The sequence below is a fragment of the Sphingomonas sp. GW821-FHT12D09 genome (assembly GCF_058807215.1).
In genome coordinates this window covers 233,731-253,883 of record NZ_JBXAQL010000001.1, presented here as the reverse complement: position 1 = coordinate 253,883, position 20,153 = coordinate 233,731, and the positions used below count along the sequence as shown (strand labels likewise).

The 20,153-nt window shown below is 66.3% G+C and carries 16 protein-coding genes; 4 read left to right on the top strand and 12 right to left on the bottom strand.

The genetic code is table 11. The annotated features are described in order from the left end of the window. Nucleotide 1 precedes the first annotated feature (1 nt). Complete coding sequence (locus AC1RPL_RS01190) at nucleotides 2-901, top strand: PhzF family phenazine biosynthesis protein (RefSeq protein ID WP_493067432.1); 900 nt, start codon at nucleotides 2-4, stop codon at nucleotides 899-901. On the opposite strand, the gene AC1RPL_RS01185 is transcribed toward AC1RPL_RS01190, so the two are convergent. The 6 genes from AC1RPL_RS01185 to AC1RPL_RS01160 all read right to left on the bottom strand — a co-directional run bounded on the left by AC1RPL_RS01185 (nucleotide 898) and on the right by AC1RPL_RS01160 (nucleotide 6,805). Further along, complete coding sequence (locus AC1RPL_RS01185) at nucleotides 898-1,608, bottom strand: TonB-dependent receptor (protein ID WP_493067431.1); 711 nt, start codon at nucleotides 1,606-1,608, stop codon at nucleotides 898-900. The genes AC1RPL_RS01190 and AC1RPL_RS01185 overlap by 4 nt on opposite strands. Before the next feature lie 54 nt (nucleotides 1,609-1,662). Further along, complete coding sequence (locus AC1RPL_RS01180) at nucleotides 1,663-2,448, bottom strand: SDR family NAD(P)-dependent oxidoreductase (protein WP_493067430.1); 786 nt, start codon at nucleotides 2,446-2,448, stop codon at nucleotides 1,663-1,665. Beyond that, nucleotides 2,448-3,215, bottom strand: a complete 768-nt coding sequence (locus AC1RPL_RS01175) for an SDR family oxidoreductase (RefSeq protein ID WP_493067429.1) — start codon at nucleotides 3,213-3,215, stop codon at nucleotides 2,448-2,450. The genes AC1RPL_RS01180 and AC1RPL_RS01175 overlap by 1 nt, the downstream gene beginning before the upstream one ends. A 107-nt stretch (nucleotides 3,216-3,322) precedes the next feature. Then, nucleotides 3,323-4,339 (bottom strand): phosphotransferase family protein, encoded by a 1,017-nt coding sequence (locus AC1RPL_RS01170; RefSeq protein WP_493067428.1) that lies wholly within the window; start codon nucleotides 4,337-4,339, stop codon nucleotides 3,323-3,325. Then, nucleotides 4,336-5,421: a Zn-dependent alcohol dehydrogenase gene (locus tag AC1RPL_RS01165; protein WP_493067427.1), complete on the bottom strand. Its 1,086-nt coding sequence runs from the start codon at nucleotides 5,419-5,421 to the stop codon at nucleotides 4,336-4,338. Before AC1RPL_RS01165 ends, AC1RPL_RS01170 begins: the two co-directional genes overlap by 4 nt. Nucleotides 5,422-5,521: 100 nt before the next feature. Continuing rightward, nucleotides 5,522-6,805 (bottom strand): acyl-CoA dehydrogenase family protein, encoded by a 1,284-nt coding sequence (locus AC1RPL_RS01160; protein WP_493067426.1) that lies wholly within the window; start codon nucleotides 6,803-6,805, stop codon nucleotides 5,522-5,524. A 142-nt stretch (nucleotides 6,806-6,947) separates the two neighbouring features. Between AC1RPL_RS01160 and AC1RPL_RS01155 the strand changes: the two genes are divergently transcribed. After that, complete coding sequence (locus tag AC1RPL_RS01155) at nucleotides 6,948-8,186, top strand: TetR/AcrR family transcriptional regulator (RefSeq protein WP_493067425.1); 1,239 nt, start codon at nucleotides 6,948-6,950, stop codon at nucleotides 8,184-8,186. Here AC1RPL_RS01155 and AC1RPL_RS01150 read toward each other — a convergent pair. Further along, nucleotides 8,183-9,613, bottom strand: a complete 1,431-nt coding sequence (locus AC1RPL_RS01150) for a DUF1254 domain-containing protein (RefSeq protein ID WP_493067424.1) — start codon at nucleotides 9,611-9,613, stop codon at nucleotides 8,183-8,185. The genes AC1RPL_RS01155 and AC1RPL_RS01150 overlap by 4 nt on opposite strands. A 186-nt stretch (nucleotides 9,614-9,799) precedes the next feature. Here AC1RPL_RS01150 and AC1RPL_RS01145 point away from each other — a divergent pair, with 186 nt between their 5' ends. Continuing rightward, nucleotides 9,800-12,148 carry an arylsulfatase gene (locus AC1RPL_RS01145; protein ID WP_493067423.1) on the top strand — a complete coding sequence of 783 codons (2,349 nt, stop codon included), beginning with the start codon at nucleotides 9,800-9,802 and terminating at the stop codon, nucleotides 12,146-12,148. A 3-nt stretch (nucleotides 12,149-12,151) separates the two neighbouring features. Here the strand turns inward: AC1RPL_RS01145 and AC1RPL_RS01140 are convergent, their stop codons facing one another. The 5 genes from AC1RPL_RS01140 to AC1RPL_RS01120 all read right to left on the bottom strand — a co-directional run bounded on the left by AC1RPL_RS01140 (nucleotide 12,152) and on the right by AC1RPL_RS01120 (nucleotide 18,781). Beyond that, complete coding sequence (locus tag AC1RPL_RS01140; RefSeq protein ID WP_493067422.1) at nucleotides 12,152-12,517, bottom strand: hypothetical protein; 366 nt, start codon at nucleotides 12,515-12,517, stop codon at nucleotides 12,152-12,154. A gap of 59 nt (nucleotides 12,518-12,576) precedes the next feature. Next, complete coding sequence (locus AC1RPL_RS01135; protein ID WP_493067421.1) at nucleotides 12,577-13,236, bottom strand: hypothetical protein; 660 nt, start codon at nucleotides 13,234-13,236, stop codon at nucleotides 12,577-12,579. Between the two features lie 120 nt (nucleotides 13,237-13,356). Further along, nucleotides 13,357-16,047, bottom strand: a complete 2,691-nt coding sequence (locus AC1RPL_RS01130) for a TonB-dependent receptor (RefSeq protein ID WP_493067420.1) — start codon at nucleotides 16,045-16,047, stop codon at nucleotides 13,357-13,359. Nucleotides 16,048-16,390: 343 nt separating this feature from the next. Then, the gene (locus AC1RPL_RS01125) at nucleotides 16,391-17,461 is read right to left on the bottom strand and encodes an acyl-CoA dehydrogenase family protein (protein ID WP_493067419.1); all 1,071 of its coding nucleotides are present in this window, start codon (nucleotides 17,459-17,461) and stop codon (nucleotides 16,391-16,393) included. 99 nt (nucleotides 17,462-17,560) lie between these two features. Continuing rightward, the gene (locus AC1RPL_RS01120) at nucleotides 17,561-18,781 is read right to left on the bottom strand and encodes an acyl-CoA dehydrogenase family protein (RefSeq protein WP_493067418.1); all 1,221 of its coding nucleotides are present in this window, start codon (nucleotides 18,779-18,781) and stop codon (nucleotides 17,561-17,563) included. A gap of 159 nt (nucleotides 18,782-18,940) precedes the next feature. Here AC1RPL_RS01120 and AC1RPL_RS01115 point away from each other — a divergent pair, with 159 nt between their 5' ends. Further along, nucleotides 18,941-20,152, top strand: a complete 1,212-nt coding sequence (locus AC1RPL_RS01115; protein ID WP_493067417.1) for an MFS transporter — start codon at nucleotides 18,941-18,943, stop codon at nucleotides 20,150-20,152. Nucleotide 20,153: the final 1 nt, after the last annotated feature.

The following is a 20,153-nucleotide window of genomic DNA, read 5'->3' as shown; positions in this document are numbered from 1 at the left end:
CATGGAAACTCCCCCGCGTCGCTTCGCCTATGTCACTCTCGACGTGTTCACCGAGACGCGCTTCGGTGGCAACCCGCTTGCCGTGTTCTCCGATGCGCAAGGGATGAGCGACGCCGAGATGCAGGCACTCGCTGCGGAGATGAACTATAGCGAGACGACCTTCGTCCTGCCGCCTGCCGATCCGGCAAACACCGCGCGCGTCCGCATCTTCAACCGCACCGCCGAGATGCCGTTCGCCGGCCATCCCAATGTCGGCACCGGCTATGTCCTGGCCTGCCTGCGTCCGGATGCCGGCGACACGTTGCGCTTCGAGGAGATAGCGGGGCTGGTCGAGATTCGTATCGAGCGTGATGCGCAGGGCCACATCCGCGGCGCGGAGATCGACGCGCCGCAGCCGCTTCAACTGCTCGGCACGCTGCCGGTGCCCGACATCGCCGCGTGCCTCAGCCTCGACCCAGCGGACATCGTCACCACCACGCACCCACCTACCCGCGCCAGCACAGGGGTCGATTTCGTCTTCGTCGAAGTGACCGAGGAAGCGCTTGGCTTTGCCCGGCCCGACATCGCCGCCTATCAGCGCCTCGCCGGCCAGGAGCGCGATATCGCCACCCGCCTGTCGATTTTCCTTTATGCGCGCGAGGAGGCGCGCATCCGCGCCCGCATGTTCTCGCCGCTCACCGGCACCTGGGAAGACCCCGCCACCGGTAGCGCAAACGCCACCCTCGGGGCACTGCTGCTGTCGTTCGGCGAGGAAGAGACCGCGCGCTTCGAGTCTCGCCAGGGCGTCGAGATGGGCCGCCCGAGCAATCTCACCGTCCGCGCCTGGCGCGCCAGCGAAGGCATTCGCGCCAGCGTCGCCGGACGCTGCGTTCCGGTGTTCAAGGGCGCGGTCGAGCTCTAGTTCTTCGGCCGCACCACATAGGCGCTGGGCAGGTACAGGAACACCTCGGTCAGGCTCGCCCGGGCCCATTCGACGGGCCGGTCGAGCCCGCGCACCTCCACGCCATAGCCGGCGCCGAACTTGGCGGCCGTCGCCTCGGCATCGGCGGCGATCAGCCCGATGATCTGCGGGCGATACTGGTCGGGATTGACCACCGACAGCGTGAGGTCGTCCTTCTCGCTCATCTCCGCCCGGCCGACGCTGGGCACCGCTTTGAGGAAGCGCGTGATCCGGTCGAGCGCGGTCTTTGCGTCGACGCCGGGCGCAAGCCGGGTCTTCACCAGGAACGCCGTCTTGTCGGTGTCGGGCCGCCCATCGTTCGACAGCGGCAGGTTCCTGTAGTTGGCGAGCGTCAGCGGCTCGACGATATATTCACCCGTCGCCAGCTCGACATCATATTTGGCCGCCAGGTCGATCGCGCCGCGGATCATCGCATAGATCTCGTCGCGGCGCTTGCTCGCCTCGCGCGTGTCGCCGGCGACCTTGACTTCCTGCACCGCGAAATCGGCGGTCCGGCGCAGGGTGATGATCGGCATCGTGTCCGAATAATCGTCCGCCTGGCGCCGCGAGCCGGTCACCACGATCTCCTGCGCGGCGGCGACCGGGATCGCCAGCTGCGCGAACGCCGGTGCCGAAATCAGCGAGACTGTCGCCAATAGCCATTTCATGCGCGCTCTCCCTCTGTTGGCGGGGAGAGTGCGAAGCGGCTGGGCCCGAGTCAATCAGAAGGCGGGCTTGCCGAATTCCTGCCGCGTCACCGGATGGCTGGACGAGAGCCCGCCGTCCACCACCCAGGCCTGGCCATTGACGTAACTCGCCTCGTCCGAGGCAAGGAACAGCGCCACCCGCGCAATCTCCTCCGGCGCACCCGCACGGCGCAGCGGATTGAGCCGCCCGAGCTTGTCTTCCTTGCCGTTCTCGCGGGCATAGTCGAACGCGCGCTGCGTCATCCCCGTCTCGATCAGCCCCGGGCAGATGGCATTCACGCGCACGCCCGATCCGGCGAACTGCTGCGCGGCGCTCTGGACCAGGTTGATCACCCCCGCCTTGCTCGCCGAATAAGCCGGCCCGCCAGCGCCCGAGCGCAGCCCGGCGACGCTCGCGGTACAAATGATGGCACCGCCACCGCGCTCGACGATCCGCGGACCCGCATGCTTGATCGCGAGCGCCGGTCCGATCAGGTTCACGCGCAGCACCTCGGTCCACAGCTCCACCGGCGTATCGAAAATGCCCGTCGCGCCGCCCGAGATGCCGGCATTGGCATGGAAGATGTCGAGACCGCCGAAATGTTCGACCGCGGTGGCGACCAGCCGCTCGACGTCCGCCTCGTCACCTGCGTCCATGTGAACGGCGAGCATGTTATCGCGCCCCGCCACGGTCTCGTCGACCGAAGTGCTGAGGTCCGCTGCAACCACCATCGCGCCGGCTCCGGCAAACGCCTGCGCGGTCGCCCGCCCGATCCCGGAACCCGCACCCGTGACGATCGCGACCTTGCCTTCGAACCGCATCAGATCGTTACTCCCCCGTCGATTACCATCGCCTGGCCAGTCATGAACGCGCTGGCCCGGCTCGCCAGATATACGACGGCGCCGGCAATCTCCTCCGGCTCGCCGATCCGGCGCAAAGGCGTGGTCGCGTTGGTCGCCGCGATCCGCTCGGGATCCTCCCACAGCGCCTTGGCGAAGTCGGTCTTCACCAGGCCCGGCGCGATGCAGTTCACCCGCACATTGTCCGGTCCGAACTCGACCGCATAGTTGCGGGCCAGCTGCAAATCCGCCGCCTTGGATACATTATACGCTCCGATCACCGGCGATCCGCGCAGGCCGCCGATCGAGGAGATGATCACGATCGATCCCTCGCGCCGCTGCCGCATCTCCGGCGCCACCATCTGGATCAGCCAGTGATTGGAGAGGATATTGTTGTCGAGGATCTTGCGGAACTGGTCGTCCGCGATCCCCTCGAGCGGTCCGTAATAGGGATTGGACGCCGCGTTGCAGACCAGCACGTCGACTCGTCCGAACACGCGCCGCGTCTCCTCGACCAGATGTCGCAGCGCATCCTTGTCCGAGATGCTCGCCGCCACCGCCAGCGCGGTACCCTCGCCATGTCGCGCGTTGAGCTCCGCACCCACTTCGTCGCAGGCATCCTGCTTGCGGCTGGAGATCACCACCTTGGCGCCTTGTGCCGCCAGCGCCGCGGCCGAAGCCTTGCCGATCCCGCGCGACGACCCCGTGACGATCGCCACCTTGCCGGTCAGGTCGAACAATCCGCTCACCTATGCCTTCCCTTGATCGTCACCCGGCGAAAGCCAGGGGCCAGGATTCTCTGCCGTGCCGCTCTTGGCTCTGGGTCCCGGCTCTCGCCGGGATGACGGTTGTGGCTTCATGCCCCCGCCTCCTGCGCAAAATGCCACGCCGCCGCAACCAGCCCGGGCAGGCGCTCCACCGTCTTCGCCGCCTGGGCGCTCGACGCATTGCCGTCGATCATGCGCTTCTTGATGCCCTGCACGATCCCGGCCAGCCGGAAGAGGTTGTACGCGAAATACCAGTTGAGGTCGGGCACCCCCTCGCGCCCCGTGGCTGCGCAATAGCGCGCCACCACCTGCTCGATCGTTGGGATGCCCGTCTCCGGACCCGTAAGCCCCTTCACGCCCGAACGCCCCTCTGGCTCGGTCACCCAGCTCATCAGGAAATAGGAGAAGTCCGCCAGCGGATCGCCGAGCGTCGACAGCTCCCAGTCGAGCACTGCCAGGATGCGCGGACCGTCCGCGTCAAAGATCACGTTGTCGATGCGGAAGTCGCCATGGACGATGCTCGTCCGCGTCTGCTCGGGCACAGTGCGCGGCAGGAACTCGATCAGCCGCTCGACCTCGGGCAGCGCGTCGGTCTGGCTCATCCGGTACTGCTTCGACCAGCGTTCGACCTGCCGCGCGAAATAATTGCCCGGCTTGCCGTACGAGCCCAGCCCAACCGCCTCGTAATCCACTGCATGCAGTGCCGCGAGCGTGTCGATGATCCCGTGGTAATGCGCGGTCCGATCCGCAGGCGCCATGTCGGGCAGTGATCCGTCCCACAGCGTCCGCCCCTCGACCATCTCCATGATATAGAAGGGCGATCCGAGCACCTCCGGATCCTCGCATAAGCCATAGGGCCGCGCGACCGGGAATCCCGTCGGATGCAGTGCAGCGATCAGCTTGTATTCGCGCTCCACCGCGTGCGCCGAGGGCAGGATCGGCCCGAACGGCTTGCGCCTGAGCACATAGGCGCCCGATCCGGCATCGATCCGATAGGTCGGATTGCTTTGCCCGCCGGGGAACTTGGTGACGCTCGCCGGCCCCGCATAGCCCGCGACATGGGTTCCCAGCCAGGTCTCGAGCTTGGCTTCATCCAGGTCGCTCATGCGAACTCGATCACCGAACGCACGCTGTCGCCCTTGCGCAGCTTGTCGAGCGCTTCGTTGACGTCCTCCAGCCTGATCCGCTCCGCGACCATCGTATCGAGGTCGAGCAGCCCGTCGAGATACATCTGCACCAGCCGCGGCATGTCGATCGGGAAGCGCGTCGAACCCAGCAGCGAGCCCTGGATCTTCTTGCCGGTCAGGAAGGTCGGCCCGGGCAGGCTGACATTGCCGCCCGGCGCGATCATCCCCAGGATCGTCGCCGTGCCCCCGCGGCGCAGGATCGTCCAGGCCAGCTCGGCGGTGTTCGGCCGCCCGACCGCCTCGATCGCGTAGTGCACCCCGCCATCGGTGAGCTTGAGCACCTGCTTGGCCAATCCCTCGGCCATCGCGTCGAGCGCATGCGTCGCACCCAGCTTGAGCGCCAGCTCGCGCTTCTCGGGCACCGGATCGATCGCCAGGATCGTCCCGGCCCCGGCGATCTTGGCCGCATTGATCGCCGCAAGGCCTATCCCGCCAGCGCCGATCACCGCGACGCTCTCGCCGGGCCGCACCCGGCTGTCGTTGAAGATCGCGCCGGCGCCGGTGATCACCGCGCAGCCGAGCAAGGCGGCGCGATCCAGCGGCATCTCCTTCGAGATCGCTACACAGGCATTCTCATGCACCAGCATCTGCTCGGCAAAGGCGGAGAGGTTGAGGAACGGTGCCAGCGCGGTGCCGTCGTCCAGCGAAAGCCGCGGCTCCGCATCTGCCGCGCGCCGGGTCGACGGATCGATGCAGAGCGACGGCCGCCCCGTCACGCACATCTCGCAGCTGCCGCAGAACACCGTGAAGAACGTGATGACATGGTCGCCGACCTTCAGGTGCGCGACATCGCTGCCCACCGCCTCGATCACGCCCGCCGCCTCATGCCCCGGCACCGTCGGCACCGGGTGCGGGAAGGCGCCGTCGACGAAGTGCAGGTCGGATCGGCACACGCCCACCGCCTTGGTGCGGATCAGCACCTCGCGCGGGCCCGGCTTGGAGACGCGAACCTCGGTGATCTCGAGCGGCTTGCCCGCTTCGTAGAGAACGGCTGCTTTCATTCTTCTCCCTTTCCGTCACCCCGGCGAAAGCCGGGGCCCAGGGTCATAAGCGATGTCGTCTTTTTCGCTCTGGGTCGCGGCTTTCGCCGGGATGACGAACCTAACGCGAAACCCCCACGTCCCCGCTCGACATCCGATCCGCCTTGAAGTCCGCATACTTGCCGAACTCGTTCCGCGCGATCGCCCGGGCATGGACCTCGTCCGGACCGTCCGCGAGCCGCAGCGTGCGGATGCCCGCCCAGTCATGCGCCAGATGGAAGTCGCCCGAAACGCCCGCGCCGCCATGCGCCTGGATCGCGTCGTCGATGATCTGCAGCGCCATTTGCGGCGCCTGCACCTTGATCATCGCGATCTCGAGCTGGGCCGCCTTGTTGCCCGCCTTGTCCATCATGTCCGCCGCCTTGAGGCAGAGCAGCCGCGTCATCTCGATATCGATGCGCGCGCGGGCGATCCGCTGCTCCCACACCGAGTGATCCGACAGCCGCTTGCCGAAGGCGACACGGCTGACGAGCCGCTTGGACATCGCCTCGATCGCCTCTTCGGCGACGCCGATCGTCCGCATGCAATGGTGGATGCGCCCCGGCCCGAGCCGCCCCTGCGCGATCTCGAACCCGCGCCCTTCGCCCAACAGCACGTGATCGACGGGTACCCGGACATTCTCCAGTACCACTTCGCCATGGCCATGCGGCGCATGATCATACCCGAAAACCGAAAGCATCCGCTCGATCTTCACGCCGGGCGCGTCCATCGGCACCAGGATCATGCTCTGCTGGGCATGTTTGGCGGCGTCCGGACTCGTCTTGCCCATCACGATCGACACTGCGCAGCGCGGGTCGCCCACGCCCGAGCTCCACCATTTCCGTCCATTGATCACATAATGATCGCCGTCGCGCACCATCTGCGTCTGGATATTGGTCGCATCCGAGCTCGCCACCGCCGGCTCGGTCATTAGGAAGGCCGAGCGGATCTCACCCTCCATCAGCGGCCCCAGCCACCGATCCTTCTGCGCCCGCGTACCATAGCGGTGGAACACTTCCATATTGCCCGTGTCCGGCGCGGAGCAATTGAAGCATTCCGACGCCCAGCCGATCCGCCCCATCTCTTCCGCGCACAGCGCATATTCGAGGTTGGTCAGCTGCGTGCCCTGGAACTCGAAGCTGTCATCGACATGGGTCTGGCCCGAGTGCGGCGGCATGAAGAAATTCCAAAGCCCGGCCGCCTTGGCCTCCGCCTTCACTTCCTCGATCACCGGCAGTATCTTCCAGCGATCGCCCTCACGCTGCTGCGCGCGATACTCGCCGTCGCGCGGGCGGATGCGCGTGTCGATGAACGCCTTCACCCGGTCGCGGAAATAGGTCTCGCGCTCGCTCAGCGTGAAATCCATGGCGCATCCTCTCCGATCACTGTTTCGCGAACCGGACTAGAGCATACCGGATATTCGGTAAAGTCGGACCCGCGGGAAAATCGGTACAACGCGGATTCAAAAAACGCTTTTGGTTAGCCCCAAATCGGCTAGACTGATTGCAATGAATGCACCGGGGAAATTAGAAATCGCAAGCGCGACGAAACGCTTCCAGGCCAAGCGGGATGCAATCCTCGCTGCGGCTGCGGACGCGATCAACGAGCAGAGCGCCAAGGGGATGACCTTCGCCGACGTGGCCCGCCGCGTCGGCCTCAACACCACATCCGTCACCTATTACTTCAAGCGCAAGGAAGACCTCGCCGCCGCGGCCTTCGAACATACGCTCGACCGGCTCGACGCGATGCTCGAGGATGCCGCACGGGAGTCGACGTCCGAAGCCCGCGTCGCCCGCTATCTCAACATCAACATGGAGCGGCTCGCGAACATCCGCCGCGGTGCCGAGCGCGATTTCGCGATCCTCTCCGATCTGCGCGCCATGGAAGACCCGATCAAGCGCGAGCTGCTCGATCGCTGGCGCGACATCTTCCGCAAGACCCGCGCGCTCTGGGGTCCCGCCACGAGCCGCGCCGAAACCGATCTCCACGGTGCTCGCGCGCACGTCCTGCTCGAGAACACCTTCTGGCTCACCGCATGGTTGCCGCGCTACGAGGTGGACGAATATCCGCGTGTCGAAGCGCGCCTCATGGACGTGTTCCGCACCGGCATCGCCGCCCCGGGTCAGGCCTGGACGCCCGAACTGCTCGACCTCGAACATGACGAGCCCGAACCCGGTCGAGAGGCCTTCCTGCTCGCTGCCACCCGCCTGATCAACGAACTCGGCTATCGCGGCGCCTCGGTCCAGAAGATCGCCAGCGAGCTCAATGTCACCAAGGGCAGCTTCTACCACCATCTCGACGCCAAGGACGAGCTGGTCATCGCTTGCTACAAACGCAGTTTCGACATCATCGCCGATGCCCAGCGCCTGGCCGAGAACCGCGCCGGCAGCCAGTGGGAACAGCTCGAAAGCACGATCGCCACGCTGCTCGACTATCAGTTCAGCGAGCGCGGCCCGCTGTTGCGCACCACTGCGCTCTCCGGCCTGCCGCCGCAGGTCCGCTCGACGATGATCGACCGCTCGAACCGCATCGCCCGCCGCTTCGCCGGCATGCTGTCCGATGGTATCGCCCAGGGCTCGATCCGCGCCATAGACCCGCTGGTCGCCTCGCAGACGCTGATGGCCCTCCAGAACGCCGCCTTCGACATGCGCAAATGGGCCAGCACCATGCCCCGCGACCGCGCCGTGGCCTTCTACGCCTCGACGATCGCGTTCGGGCTATTTGATGATCGGGTGCTCGGAGCCTAGCCGAGCTTCTCGAAATCCCCCAACGGCCAGCTCGCATCGAAATAGGCCTGGGTCGGATTGTACAGCCGGAAATAGCTGAACCATCCCCTGCCCGGCTCGGTCGGGATCCAGTTCGCCTCGAACCCCGCCGGTGCGTGCGGCCCGGTATGGATGTCGATCGATCCGTCGGCGTTCGCCTTCAGCTCCATTCGCGAGGAGCGGTCGGCGATCTGCTGGGCGTTGCGGACCAGCGAGCGGGTGTCGAGCTCGTAGAGCGTGACCGACCAGAACAGGTCCGCCGGCGGATTGGCCGGCACGTGCAGCCGGTAGTTGGTGCCGCCGTCCAGCCAATCCCCCTCGGCATCGCGATACGCGCCCAGATAGGCCGACGATGCCCCGCCAGTCCGCTTGGGCGACATGTCCGCCGCCGCCGAATAGGCCTCGTAAAACCAGGAGGCCCGCTCATCGAGCCGGGCCCAATATTCGTCCGGATCATCGGCATCGAGGTCGAGCGCGTGATCCCAGCCGGCGCCCTCGCGATATTTCACGCCCTCGAAGCGGCGATTGGCGGTATTCGCCTTGGCCATCGCCTCGCCGACCAGCGCGCCTTCCTCCAGCAGCTTCGTCTGGCGCCCATCGGGCGCGAACGCCTCGCCCTTCACGATACCCAGCGGCTTCAGCATCTCGACGAAGAAATGATCGCGCTCGCCCAGCGTCTCGCGGGAGACCAACGCGTGGAGCTGCTTCCAGTAATCGAGCCCGCGCGGCTGGGTGCCGCTCCAGGCACGGTCGGCGGCCTGCATCACTTCGCTCGGCGGCGGATCGCTGCGCTTGCTCCACGGATAGACGCGCAGTTGCGACAGCACCGCCTGCGCCTCGGCCGGATCGGTCACCGTGATCCGCACGCCGAGCATGAACGCCAGGCTCGCCGAGCGCAGCACCTCATGCCCCTCCAGGTCGCCCGGCGCCGCCTGTCCCGGCCCGAGCACCAGATAGTGCCCGCCCGGCTCCGCGCCTTCCATCGCCTGCTGCCAGATGCTCACCAGCCCGCCGCGGATGCCGCTCGGCGGCAGCTCGATCACCAGCGGCCCGTCCTCGGTCAGGTCGGCAAAGGCGATATAATAGGGCGTGGTCGCATTGGGGGTCAGGATGCCGAGCTTGTCAGTATAACTGAGATAGGCGACCAGCTGGCCGTTCGCCGCACCCAGCACCTGCTTGGCCTCGTGCATGAACTGCTCGAAGCCGACCAGCGGCAGTGCCCAGAGATATGCCTGGCAGGCACGTTGGAAATCGCGCTCGTCGAACAGCTTGTCCACCGTCTCCGCGGTCGGGTAGCCATCCTCGAAGCGGTGCGTGAATTCGAGCGTGCCGATGCGGCTTTCCAGCGGCACATCTTTCGGCGCCTTGCCTGTCTCGCGCGGCTTCAGGATGGGCCGTTGATCGTTCATCGCTTTTCTCCCGGGTTCAGCCCGGCCGGTATAGAAACAGCGCGGGCGCCCGGGCATCGGGGCTAACCCGCAGAAATCCCCCGGCGCGATCCCCGGTAGGTTCCCCGTCCCCGCTCCGGGTTCCCCCCGATAAAGCCCCGCCGGCGTCCGCGTTACCCTCCGCGCTCCCCATTCAGGAGACGAACCATGCCGAGCGCCCCCACCCCCACCACGCCCGACGTGCTGCCGCGTCCCGATTTCCGTTTCGCTGGCGAAGTGGGGCGAACCTATCAGGACTCCGATCCGGCGACCTTCCCGCAGCCGGTCCAGCCGCCCAAGGGCGCGCCGAACATCTTGCTGATCCTGCTCGACGATGCGGGCTTCGGCCAGTTCGAGACTTTCGGCGGCGGCGTACCTTCGCCGACGATGGACCGGCTCGCCAAGGAGGGGCTGCGCTACAATTACTTCCACACCACCGCGCTGTGCAGCCCGACGCGCGCCGCGCTGATCACCGGGCGCAACCACCATTCGACGTCCTTCGCGGGCATCACCGAATGCGCCACGGGCTATGACGGCTATACCTGCATCCTGCCGCGCAGCTGCGGCACGATCGGCGAGGTGCTGCGCCAGAACGGCTACATGACCGCCTGGATCGGCAAGAACCACAACACGCCCACCTGGGAAACCAGCGCGACCGGGCCCTTCGATCGCTGGGCGAATGGCCTGGGCTTCGACTATTTCTACGGGTTCAACGGCGGCGACATGAACCATTGGAACCCGCTGCTGTTCGAGGATCACACCCTCGTCCCCGCCTCCGACGATCCCGATTATCACCTGACCGAGGACCTGGCCGACCGCGCGATCACCTGGGTGCGCAAGGTGAAGAGCATCGCGCCCGACAAGCCCTATTTCCTCTACATCGCTCCCGGCGCCACCCATGCGCCGCATCACGCCCCCAATGCCTGGGCCGACAAGTTCAAGGGCACGTTCGACAGTGGCTGGGATGCCTATCGCGAGCAGACGGTGGAACGGCAGAAGCAGCGCGGCGTGGTGCCCCAGGATACTGAGTTGACCACCCGCTCGCGTGGCCTACCCGCCTGGGAGAGCCTGAACGCCGACCAGAAGCGGCTCTATGCGCGGATGATGGAAGTGTTCGCCGGCTATGGCGCGCAGGTCGACGCGGCGATGGGCCGGGTGATCGACGCCGTGAAGGCACTCCCCGACGCCGACAACACGATCATCATCTACATCGCCGGCGACAATGGCTCGAGCGCCGAGGGCGGCATCGAGGGGTCGCTGTGCGAGAACATGTTCTTCAACGGCTTCCCCGAGAAATGGGAGGACAACCTCAAGGCGATCGACGAGCTTGGCGGGCCCAAGCACTTCAACCATTTCCCCTCGGCCTGGGCGCACGCGATGAACACGCCCTTCCAGTGGACCAAGCAGGTCGCCAGCCATTTCGGCGGCACGCGCAACCCGATGATCATCTCATGGCCCGATCGGATCAAGGACGGCGGCGGACTACGCAGCCAGTTCATCCACACCATCGACATCGTGCCGACGCTCTATGAGGTCTGCGGCGTCACGGCGCCGAGCGAATTGAACGGCATCGAGCAGAAGCCGATCGAGGGCGTCAGCTTCGCCGCGACCTTCGAGGACAGCAAGGTGGCGAGCAAGCGCAAGACCCAGTATTTCGAGCTGGGCGTCAATCGCGGCCTCTATCATGATGGCTGGATGGCCTCGGCACCTAGCTTCGTGCCCTGGGAACCGGTCCGTCCCGAGGACTGGGATCCGGACCAACAGGTGTGGGAGCTCTACAAGCTCGACAACGATTTCTCCCAGGCGCACGACCTCGCCGCCGAGCATCCCGACAAGCTGCGCGAGCTGCAGGACCTGTGGTGGGTCGAGGCGTCGAAATACAATGTCCTGCCGCTCGACTGGCGTGCGACGATCCGGCTGAACGCCGAGGCGATGGGCCGCCCCAGCATGGTCGGTCACCGCACCAAGGCCGTCTATTATGAAGGCCAGACCGCGCTGCCCGATGCCGCCTGCCTGCCGATGCTCAACAAGAGCTGGACGATCACCGCCGAAATCGAACTGCCCGGTGAAGGCGCCGAGGGCATGATCGTCACCCATGGCGGGCTGGAGGGCGGCTACGGCCTCTATCTGCGCGAAGGCAAGCCGGTCTTCGTCTATAATTATCTCTCGGTCGACCGCCCCACCTTCACGTCTTCCAAGGCCCTCGGCGCGGGCCGGCACATTCTGGTCGTCGACTTCGCCTATGACGGCGGCGGCATGGGCAAGGGCGCGAAGATCACCGTCTCCAGCGATGGCGAAGTGCTCGCAGACGGCCGGATCGAGCGCTCGGTGCCGATCCAGTTCTCCTTGGGCGAAGGGCTCGATGTCGGCCTCGACACCGGCTCGCCAATCGACTTCACTTACAAGATGCCGTTCAAGTTCACCGGGCGAATCGAGAAGGTGACGATCGAGATCAAGCCCGGCGCCAGGCCCTCGGCCGAAACCGGGGCAAAGCGCGAGGCGATGGCCGCGGAATAGCCTCTACCGGGTCCGCGGCGCTTCAAAGTGCAACCCGCCCGGCGCTTCCACCGCGATCGGCCCGCGCGGCTTTGCGGGCAGCGCCGCCTTCACCCGGGTGAACACCGCCCGGGTGTCGCGCGACCGGCGCAGCGTCGCGCACAGGGTGGTCTCGCCTTCGCGCCCCCAGCGCTGCAGCTCCACTCCGCGCACCCGGGCGTCGCGCTTGAGCAGCGCCTGCACCTTGTCGAAGGCGGGCCGGTCGATCCCCATCGCATAGCTTCCGAACTGGATGCGGACCGCGCATTGCGGCGCCGGCGCGCCTTGCGCAAAGGCGGGCAGCGGCGTGGCGAGCGCGAGGAAACAAAGGACTGGCAGGAACGAACGCATCGGGCATCTCCAATTCGACGCCTCTGCCTCGCGCCTCACGCCTGAACGCACCCTGAAACTCAGCGCTTCGCCGCCTCGGCCGCGCACAGCCCCCTGGGCTGCCACGCTTGCGTCAAAGTCGTGGGCGGCTTGTGCATGTCGTGCAGGATCAGCGCGAAGCCCTTTCGCGGCGCGCTGCCGATCGCCATCAGCAGCATCGGCGGCCCGCCGCGGATGACCAGGCTGTTGCCCGGACCGCGCCCGGCCTGCGCGCCGTCGGGCGTCTCCAGGCAGGTATCGCCGCTCACCGCGAAGAATGCCTCCGGCCCCGAATGGACATGCAGCGGCGCGGTCATTCCCGGCGTGAACACCGAGCGCAGATATTCGGCCGAGAGCATCGGCGCAGCCTCCACCGGCAAGGGCCCGATATTCGCAACGTGCGTGCCACCCGCCGGTCGCCAGCCCTCTCCCGCGATCGTGAACAGCCACACCTTGTCGAACGCCTCGACGACGGTACCGTTCGCCCCCGCCGCCTTGCTCGCCGCGTCCCGGCTCGGAAAGGTATCGAGATGCCAATAAACCGGCCCGGCCGGTAGCGGCGGCAATTCCTGATGCGCGAGCAGGCAGGCCGGCCCGACGCTTTCCTCCGTCCCGCAGGTTCGCGCCGTCGCCTGCGCGAAGGCGGGCGTGGCGAGGAACATCAACCCCAGTATCGGCAAGCCCCGCAGCAATCGGATCATGCAACCCTCCACGCCTGTGTCGCCGCGAGGATGTCGGCTTTCAAGGCGGCCGGCAACCCGAACGGAAACGGGCCCGCGGATTTCTCCGCGAGCCCGTTCCACACCCCATCCCCAGGGGGTTTAGAAGCGCGAGCGCAGCGTGATGCCGTACGTCCGCGGCTCGGCGAGATAGGCCGAGAAGATCTGCGATCCGCCCGGATACTGCGCCGTCGGCGTGGTGCTCACCGCCTGGAACGGCGAGCTGAAGCCGACCTGCATGTAGTTGGCCTTGGTCGCGTTCTGGACCCAGAATTCGAGGTTCCAGAGCTGGTCCTGGCTGCCGATACCGATACGGCCGTTCACGACCACGAAGCTGTCCTGCTCCTTCTGCGGGAACAGATCCGAGCCGGTGTTGTAGTCGTCGGCCAGGCGGGCGTCGACATAGAGCAGGCCTCGCAGGTTGCCGCCCAGCGACGGGGTCCAGGCCGCCGAGCTCGTCACCACCCATTCCGGCGCGTTCGACAGATTGTCGCCGGGCAGCAGGCGCAGCGCCGGATCGAGCGGCACGCCGGTCTTCGAGCCCACCAACTGACTGGCATATTTGGTCTTGGCGTAGGTCGCGCCAAAGTTGAAGTTCACCGCGCGGACCGGCGAGATGCCCATCTCGACTTCGAAACCGGTCGAGGTCACGCCCGGCTTGATGTTGTCCGCCGCGCAGGTGCCGGTGGTCGCGCTCAGGTCGCGATCGCCGCCGCCCAGGCTCGTCTTGCAGCCATTGATGTTCTGGACGAGGTACACCGTGCCGTTGAACGTGTTGAGCTGGAAGTTGCTGAACTCCTGGCGGAAGCCGGCGATGTTCAGGTTGAAGCCCCGGCTCGAATATTTCATGCCCAGCTCATAGGCATTGACCGTTTCCTCATCGAACTGGAGGACATCGGCATAATAGCCGGCATTCGCGGCGCTGACCGGGAAGATCGGCAGCGGCTGGGTCGCCAGCGGGTTCTTGAAGGCCGAGCGATCCAGGTTGAAGCCACCCGCCTTGTAGCCGCGCGAATAGCTCGCATAGAGCAGCATGTCGTCGGTCGGCTTCCACGACAGGATGGCCGTGCCGGTGAACTTGTTCTCCTTGCGCGTGTCGTTCAGCGTCAGCGCGTTGAGGCCGGAGGTGGTGTTGCCCTGGCAGGTCAGCGTGATGATGCCGCCGGCCAGCGGCGCGAGCGCGGACACGCCCATGAAGGGCAGCAAGGCTGCCTGCTGGGCAGGGCACACGGTGTTGGTATTGTTGAAGTTCGCATCGAGCTTCTTGGTCTCGTTGGTGTAGCGCAGGCCCACCGTCAGGTCGATGTTGCTCGTCACGTGGAAGATGTTGTGCGTGAAGAAGGCGAAGTTCGAGCTGGTCTGGTTGAAGTTCGCCGTGTTGTCGCCAAGGTTGCGCACCGTGTCGAGCCGCTGCAGCCCCCCGACCATCGCCGCGCCGGCCGCGCCCAGCGGCCCCGCCGGGTTGCCCAGCACTGCCACGCCGGTCGCGCTCAGGCAGCCGGTATTGGCGGGATTGTAGAAGGCGTTGAACGAGCCATAGACGATGCGACAAGCGGCGAAACGGCCATAGTCATTGCCGAAGTTGAGCTGGCTCTTCGTCTCCAGGTCCTCATGCGCGTAGAAGCCGCCGATCAGCCAGTCGAGCTTGTCGTCGAGCACCGTGCCGTGGAAACGCAGCTCCTGCGTGAAGGTCTTGAACTCGCGGCCGCTCTGCGGCCCGAAATAAAGGATGTCCGCGAGCCCATAATCGGCGTCGGCAGCCTGGGTGTTGTGATAGTCGCGATAGGCGGTGATCGAGGTCATTTCGACGCCGCCCAAATCCCAGTTCACCTCGCCGGAGACGCCCCAGTCCTTGGTGACACCGGTGTAGGAGCGGTTGGCGCTCGTCGCGATCCGGCGCGAATAGGCGTTGTTATAGGCCGGGAAATACTGTGCGAAGGTCGTGCCCGTGATCCCGGTCAGCACCGTCGCCACCGGCGTGCCCGGCGCGATCAGCCCGGCATTGGACGGCGACACATCGGCGGTCGCATAGACGGCGGCGCAGCAATCTTCCTTGCGATAGCTATAGTCGCCGATCAGCCGGACCGAGACGTCCGAGCTCGGCTGGAACAGCAGCTGCCCGCGCACGAGGTAGCGGTCGCGATTGTTGATGTCGCGGCCGGTGTTCACATCGTTGTAATAGCCGTCGCGCTTGGAATAGAGCCCGTCGAGGCGGAAGGCGATCTGCTCCGAGATCGGTCCCGTCACTGCACCTTGCAGGCGCCAGAAATCATAATTGCCATAGGTCGCCTCGGCCATGCCGCCAAAGGTGAAGCTCGGCGCCTTGGTGGTGACGCTCAGCATGCCGGCCGAAGCATTGCGCCCGCCCAGCGTGCCCTGGGGGCCGCGCAGCACTTCGATGCGCTCGATCTCGCCCAGGTCGTTGAGACCGAGGCCGGTACGCGAGCGATAGACGCCGTCGATGAAGGTCGCGACCGAACTTTCGAGGCCCGGATTGTCGCCCACCGTACCGACGCCGCGGATACGGGCCGAAGTGTTCGAATCGCTGCCGGTCGAGGAGACGAGCAGCGAAGGAGCCACCTGGTTGAGCTGGCGGATGTCGGTGGCGCCGGTGCGCTCGAGCTGCTCGGCGCTCACGGCCGAGACGGCGAGCGGAACATCGGCGAGCACCTGGGCGCGCCCCTGCGCGGTCACGACGATCTCGTTGGGATCGCGCGCGCTATCGTCTTGCGCCGTGGCATCGGCCGGCGCCGCCTGCGTATCCTGTGCAAAAGCTGGCGTCGCGAGTGCCATGGTAAGCGCGGGAACCGCAACGGCCGTCAAAAGGCGAAACCGCATCATCATCTCTCTCCCACCACGGGCCGAAGCACTTTAGCGGCTCCATACCCTATCCTCGAATACTGACACGTCCCCCAGAGACGTCAAGCAGAACAAGAGTTGCAAAAGGGGACTAACCCAGCAGTGTTGCGCAAATGTCATAATGTGTCTGCCAGGTTTCCCCTACGGCAAGCAGCTTTTCTTCAGCACATTTACTATTCGTCATCCCCGCGCGGGCGGGGATCCAGAGTAGCGAGGGACGTCGTTTCCATTACCCTAGATCCCCGCCTGCGCGGGGATGACGGGGTGGAGATCGACCTCAATACCCGTTCAAGCGCGCGAACCGCTCGCGGTGCCACGCCGCATTGCCCCATTGCGCTTCCAGCACGCGCGCACGCTTCAGATAGAAGCCGGCATCGTGCTCGTCGGTCATGCCGATGCCGCCGTGCAGCTGGATCATCTCGCGGCTCACCAGGTGCAGCGTCTCGTTCGCGCTCGCCTTGGCCAGGCTCACTTCCTGCGCCACGTTGGTCCGTCCGCTGTCGATCGCCTCGAGCGCGGCCTCCACCACCGAACGCGTCAGCTCCAGCTCGGTGAACATCTTGGCCATCCGGTGCTGCAGCGCCTGGAAGCTCGCCAGCACCTGGCCGAACTGGACGCGCGTCTTCAGATAGTCGTTGGTCTGGGCAAAGGCGCTCTCGGCCATGCCGAGCATCTCCGCCGCCCAGGCCGCTGCCGCGCGATCGGCGACATGGCCGATCAGCTCGACGCCACCGCCCAGCGCTTCCGCCGGCGCGCCCTCGAACGTCACCTCGGCGTGGCTGCGGCTATCGATCAGGAGCCGCGGCGCACGCGTCACGCCGATATCGCCCGCGACGAGGTAGAGCCCGTCGGCCGCCGCGACCACGAACAGCTCCGCACTGTCGCCCTCGGGCACGAATGCCTTGGCACCGCTCAGCTTGCCGCCCTCGACCTTGGCTTCGATCTTCGAAGGATCGAAGCGCGGCCCCTCGTCGATCGCCAGCGTGGCGATCACTTCGCCCGCTGCGATCTTCGGCAGCCACTGCGCCTTCTGCTCCTCGGAGCCGCCCATCAGGATCGCGCTGGTCGCCGCGGCAATGCTGGCAAGCGGCGTGGCAACCAAGTTGCGTCCCAGTTGCTCGAGCACTAGGCCGAGCGAGACATAGCCCATCCCCGCCCCGCCCTGTGCCTCGGGCACCAGGATCCCGGTCCAACCCATCTCGGCCTGTGCCCGCCAGGTGGAAGCATCATAGCCCGCGGCCGGCGCGGCACCCCGCATCTTGCGAAACGCCGTGACGGGCGCCTCGTTGTCCGCCCACTCGCGCGCCATGTCGCGCAGCATCGTCTGTTCTTCGGTGAGTACAGCCATTTGCGTCTCTTCTTCGTCATCCCCGCGAAGGCGGGGATCCAGGGTTATTTCGGGTGTCGCGCGTGACTCTGGATCCCCGCCTTCGCGGGGATGACATCGTCACTGATGATCCAGCATCCCCAGGATGCGCTTCGCGATCACGTTGTTCTGAATCTCGGTGGACCCGCCATAGATCGACACCGCCTTGCCGAAGAGCCAGGTGCGCACGTCGCGCAGCGCGTCCTCGCCAAAGCCTTCGCCGTCCCAGCCCATCCCGGCAAAGCCACGAATCTCGATCAGCAGCTCGGAGCGCTCCTGCATGATCCGCGCGCCGACATTCTTCATGATCGACGTCGCGGCGCTCGGCCCCTGGTTCGACTTGGCCTCGAGCGAGGCCCGACGCAGCGTCAGCATGAAGGCGCGCAAATCCATCTCGTGCCGCGCGATCCTGGTGCGCAGGTCGGCATCGGCGATCCGTCCCTCGCCATCCACGCCGACGAACTTCTTGGCGATCTGCCCAAGCGAGGCCCCGGCGAACATCCGCCCCGCCGTCGATCCGCCGCCCGACAGGCTCGAGCGCTCGTGCTGGAGCAGCCGCTTGCCGATCGTCCAGCCCTCGCCCTCCGCGCCGACGCGGTTCGACTTGGGCACCTTCACATCGGTGAAGAACGTCTCGCAAAAGGGCGACGAGCCCGAGATCAGCTGGATCGGCTTCACCTCGACGCCCGGCGTGTCCATGTCGCAGAGCAGGAAGGTGATGCCCTCATGCTTCTTCGACTTGTCCGTGCGGACCAGCATGAAGCATTTGTCCGCCCATTGCCCGCCGCTGGTCCAGGTCTTCTGGCCGTTGACGATATAATGGTCGCCCGCATCCGCGGCGAAGGTCTGGAGCGACGCGAGATCCGATCCCGCGCCCGGCTCCGAATAGCCCTGGCACCAGCGCACCGTCCCCTTGGCGATCGCCGGGATATGCTCGCGCTTCTGTTCCTCGGTGCCATATTCCAGCAGGGTCGGGCCGAACATCATCACGCCCATCCCGCCGATCGGGTTCCAGGCGCCGGCGCGCTGCATCTCTTCCTGGAGCACCCGCGCCTCGGCCCGGCTCAGCCCGCCGCCGCCATATTCCTTCGGCCAGGTCGGCACGCCCCAGCCCTTCTCGCCGATCGCGCCCTGCCAGGCGTCCTCGGCGGGCGAATTGGTGTGCGGTCCCTCGACCGCGGACATCGCATTGTCCTTGCCCTTCAGTTCGGGCGGGAAATTGGAGGCAATCCATTCGCGGGCCTCAGCGCGAAACGTATCCAGGGGATTCGCCGGCGCGTCGATATCGGGGGCCGTGGCCATCACTCTCTCCGAATGTTCTTATCGGTTTCGAATTTGCGGTACGGCGCGACGGGCGTCAAGCCCACGCCGCAACAACCACACGCAACAACCATAACTGTCATGAAAATGGACGTGCGGAAACCGTCGCCTCTGCTAGAACGCCCCCAAGAGGGGATACCAATGAAGTTCGAACATCGCGCGGTGCCGATCGTGCTGATCGCCGTGCTGATCGACGTGATCGGCTTCGGCATCGTCATGCCGGTGCTGCCCGGGCTGGTCACCCAGCTCGGCCATGTCGGGCTCGACGAGGCGACGCGGATCGCGGGCTGGATGCTCGCGGCCTTCGCGATAGCCGGCTTCTTCGCGGGGCCGGTGCTCGGCAATCTGGGCGACCGCTATGGCCGCCGTCCCGTCCTCATCTTCTCGATGATCGCCTTCGCCATCGACTATGCGCTGATGGCCGCCGCGCCCAGCTTGCTCTGGCTGTTCGTCGGCCGCGTCATCGCCGGCATCGCGGGCGCCACCTTCGGCCCCGCCAGCGCGGTGATCGCCGACGTCACGCCGCCGGAGAAGCGCAGCGCGGTGTTCGGGCTGGTCGGCGCGGCGTTCGGCGTCGGCTTCATCATGGGCCCTGCGCTCGGCGGCATCAGCGCAGGTCTCGGCCTGCGTGCGCCCTTCATCATCGCCGCGATCTGCGCCGCATTGAACGCCGTGGTAATGTTCTTCTTCCTGCCCGAGACGCTCGCCAGGGAGAACCGCCGCCCCTTCCGCCTGGCCGACGCGCACATCATCGGCGCGTTCCGCCCGCTGTTCAACACCGGCAATGCCGGGCCGCTGCTGCTCGCCTGGTTCTTCTGGCAACTCGCCGGCACCGTCTATCCATCGACCTGGTCCTTCTGGGCCGCGATCCGCTTCGGCTGGGACGCGACGGCGATCGGCTGGTCGCTCGCTTATGTCGGGCTGCTCACCGTGCTGGTCCAGGCACTGCTCACGGGCAGGGTGATCAAGCGCGTCGGCGAGCGCAACGCCGCGCTGATCGCGCTTGCCTGCGCCTCGTTCACCTTGTTCTCCTATGCCTTCATCCAGCATGGGTGGCAGGTCTATGCCTTCTTCCTGATCGGCGCCTTCGGGGCCTTCGCCTATCCAGCGCTCAACGGCACCTTGTCGGCAATGGTTGGTCCGTCGCACCAGGGCGCGCTCCAGGGCGGGGTGTCGAGCATGAACAATGTCGCCTCGATCCTCGGCCCGCTGATCGCCAGCCAGGCGCTGGCGCGCGGCGCCCGGCACGGGTTCGACGGCGGCGCCTTCCTCGTCGCCGGCACGCTGATGGCGGGCGCGGCGCTGATCATCGCGCTACGCGTCCCCAGTGCCGTCAGGCCGAAGCCCGAATGAC

Excerpts from the sequence above, each read along its gene's own strand:
- AC1RPL_RS01180 (WP_493067430.1), bottom strand. The coding sequence starts at position 2,448 with ATGCGGTTCGAAGGCAAGGTCGCGATCGTCACGGGTGCGGGTTCCGGG.
- AC1RPL_RS01165 (WP_493067427.1), bottom strand. The coding sequence starts at position 5,421 with ATGAAAGCAGCCGTTCTCTACGAAGCGGGCAAGCCGCTCGAGATCACC.
- AC1RPL_RS01185 (WP_493067431.1), bottom strand. The coding sequence starts at position 1,608 with ATGAAATGGCTATTGGCGACAGTCTCGCTGATTTCGGCACCGGCGTTC.
- AC1RPL_RS01130 (WP_493067420.1), bottom strand. The coding sequence starts at position 16,047 with ATGGCACTCGCGACGCCAGCTTTTGCACAGGATACGCAGGCGGCGCCG.
- AC1RPL_RS01170 (WP_493067428.1), bottom strand. The coding sequence starts at position 4,339 with ATGAGCGACCTGGATGAAGCCAAGCTCGAGACCTGGCTGGGAACCCAT.
- AC1RPL_RS01135 (WP_493067421.1), bottom strand. The coding sequence starts at position 13,236 with ATGATCCGATTGCTGCGGGGCTTGCCGATACTGGGGTTGATGTTCCTC.
- AC1RPL_RS01145 (WP_493067423.1), top strand. The coding sequence starts at position 9,800 with ATGCCGAGCGCCCCCACCCCCACCACGCCCGACGTGCTGCCGCGTCCC.
- AC1RPL_RS01190 (WP_493067432.1), top strand. The coding sequence starts at position 2 with ATGGAAACTCCCCCGCGTCGCTTCGCCTATGTCACTCTCGACGTGTTC.
- AC1RPL_RS01155 (WP_493067425.1), top strand. The coding sequence starts at position 6,948 with ATGAATGCACCGGGGAAATTAGAAATCGCAAGCGCGACGAAACGCTTC.
- AC1RPL_RS01115 (WP_493067417.1), top strand. The coding sequence starts at position 18,941 with ATGAAGTTCGAACATCGCGCGGTGCCGATCGTGCTGATCGCCGTGCTG.
- AC1RPL_RS01150 (WP_493067424.1), bottom strand. The coding sequence starts at position 9,613 with ATGAACGATCAACGGCCCATCCTGAAGCCGCGCGAGACAGGCAAGGCG.
- AC1RPL_RS01125 (WP_493067419.1), bottom strand. The coding sequence starts at position 17,461 with ATGGCTGTACTCACCGAAGAACAGACGATGCTGCGCGACATGGCGCGC.
- AC1RPL_RS01160 (WP_493067426.1), bottom strand. The coding sequence starts at position 6,805 with ATGGATTTCACGCTGAGCGAGCGCGAGACCTATTTCCGCGACCGGGTG.
- AC1RPL_RS01140 (WP_493067422.1), bottom strand. The coding sequence starts at position 12,517 with ATGCGTTCGTTCCTGCCAGTCCTTTGTTTCCTCGCGCTCGCCACGCCG.
- AC1RPL_RS01120 (WP_493067418.1), bottom strand. The coding sequence starts at position 18,781 with ATGGCCACGGCCCCCGATATCGACGCGCCGGCGAATCCCCTGGATACG.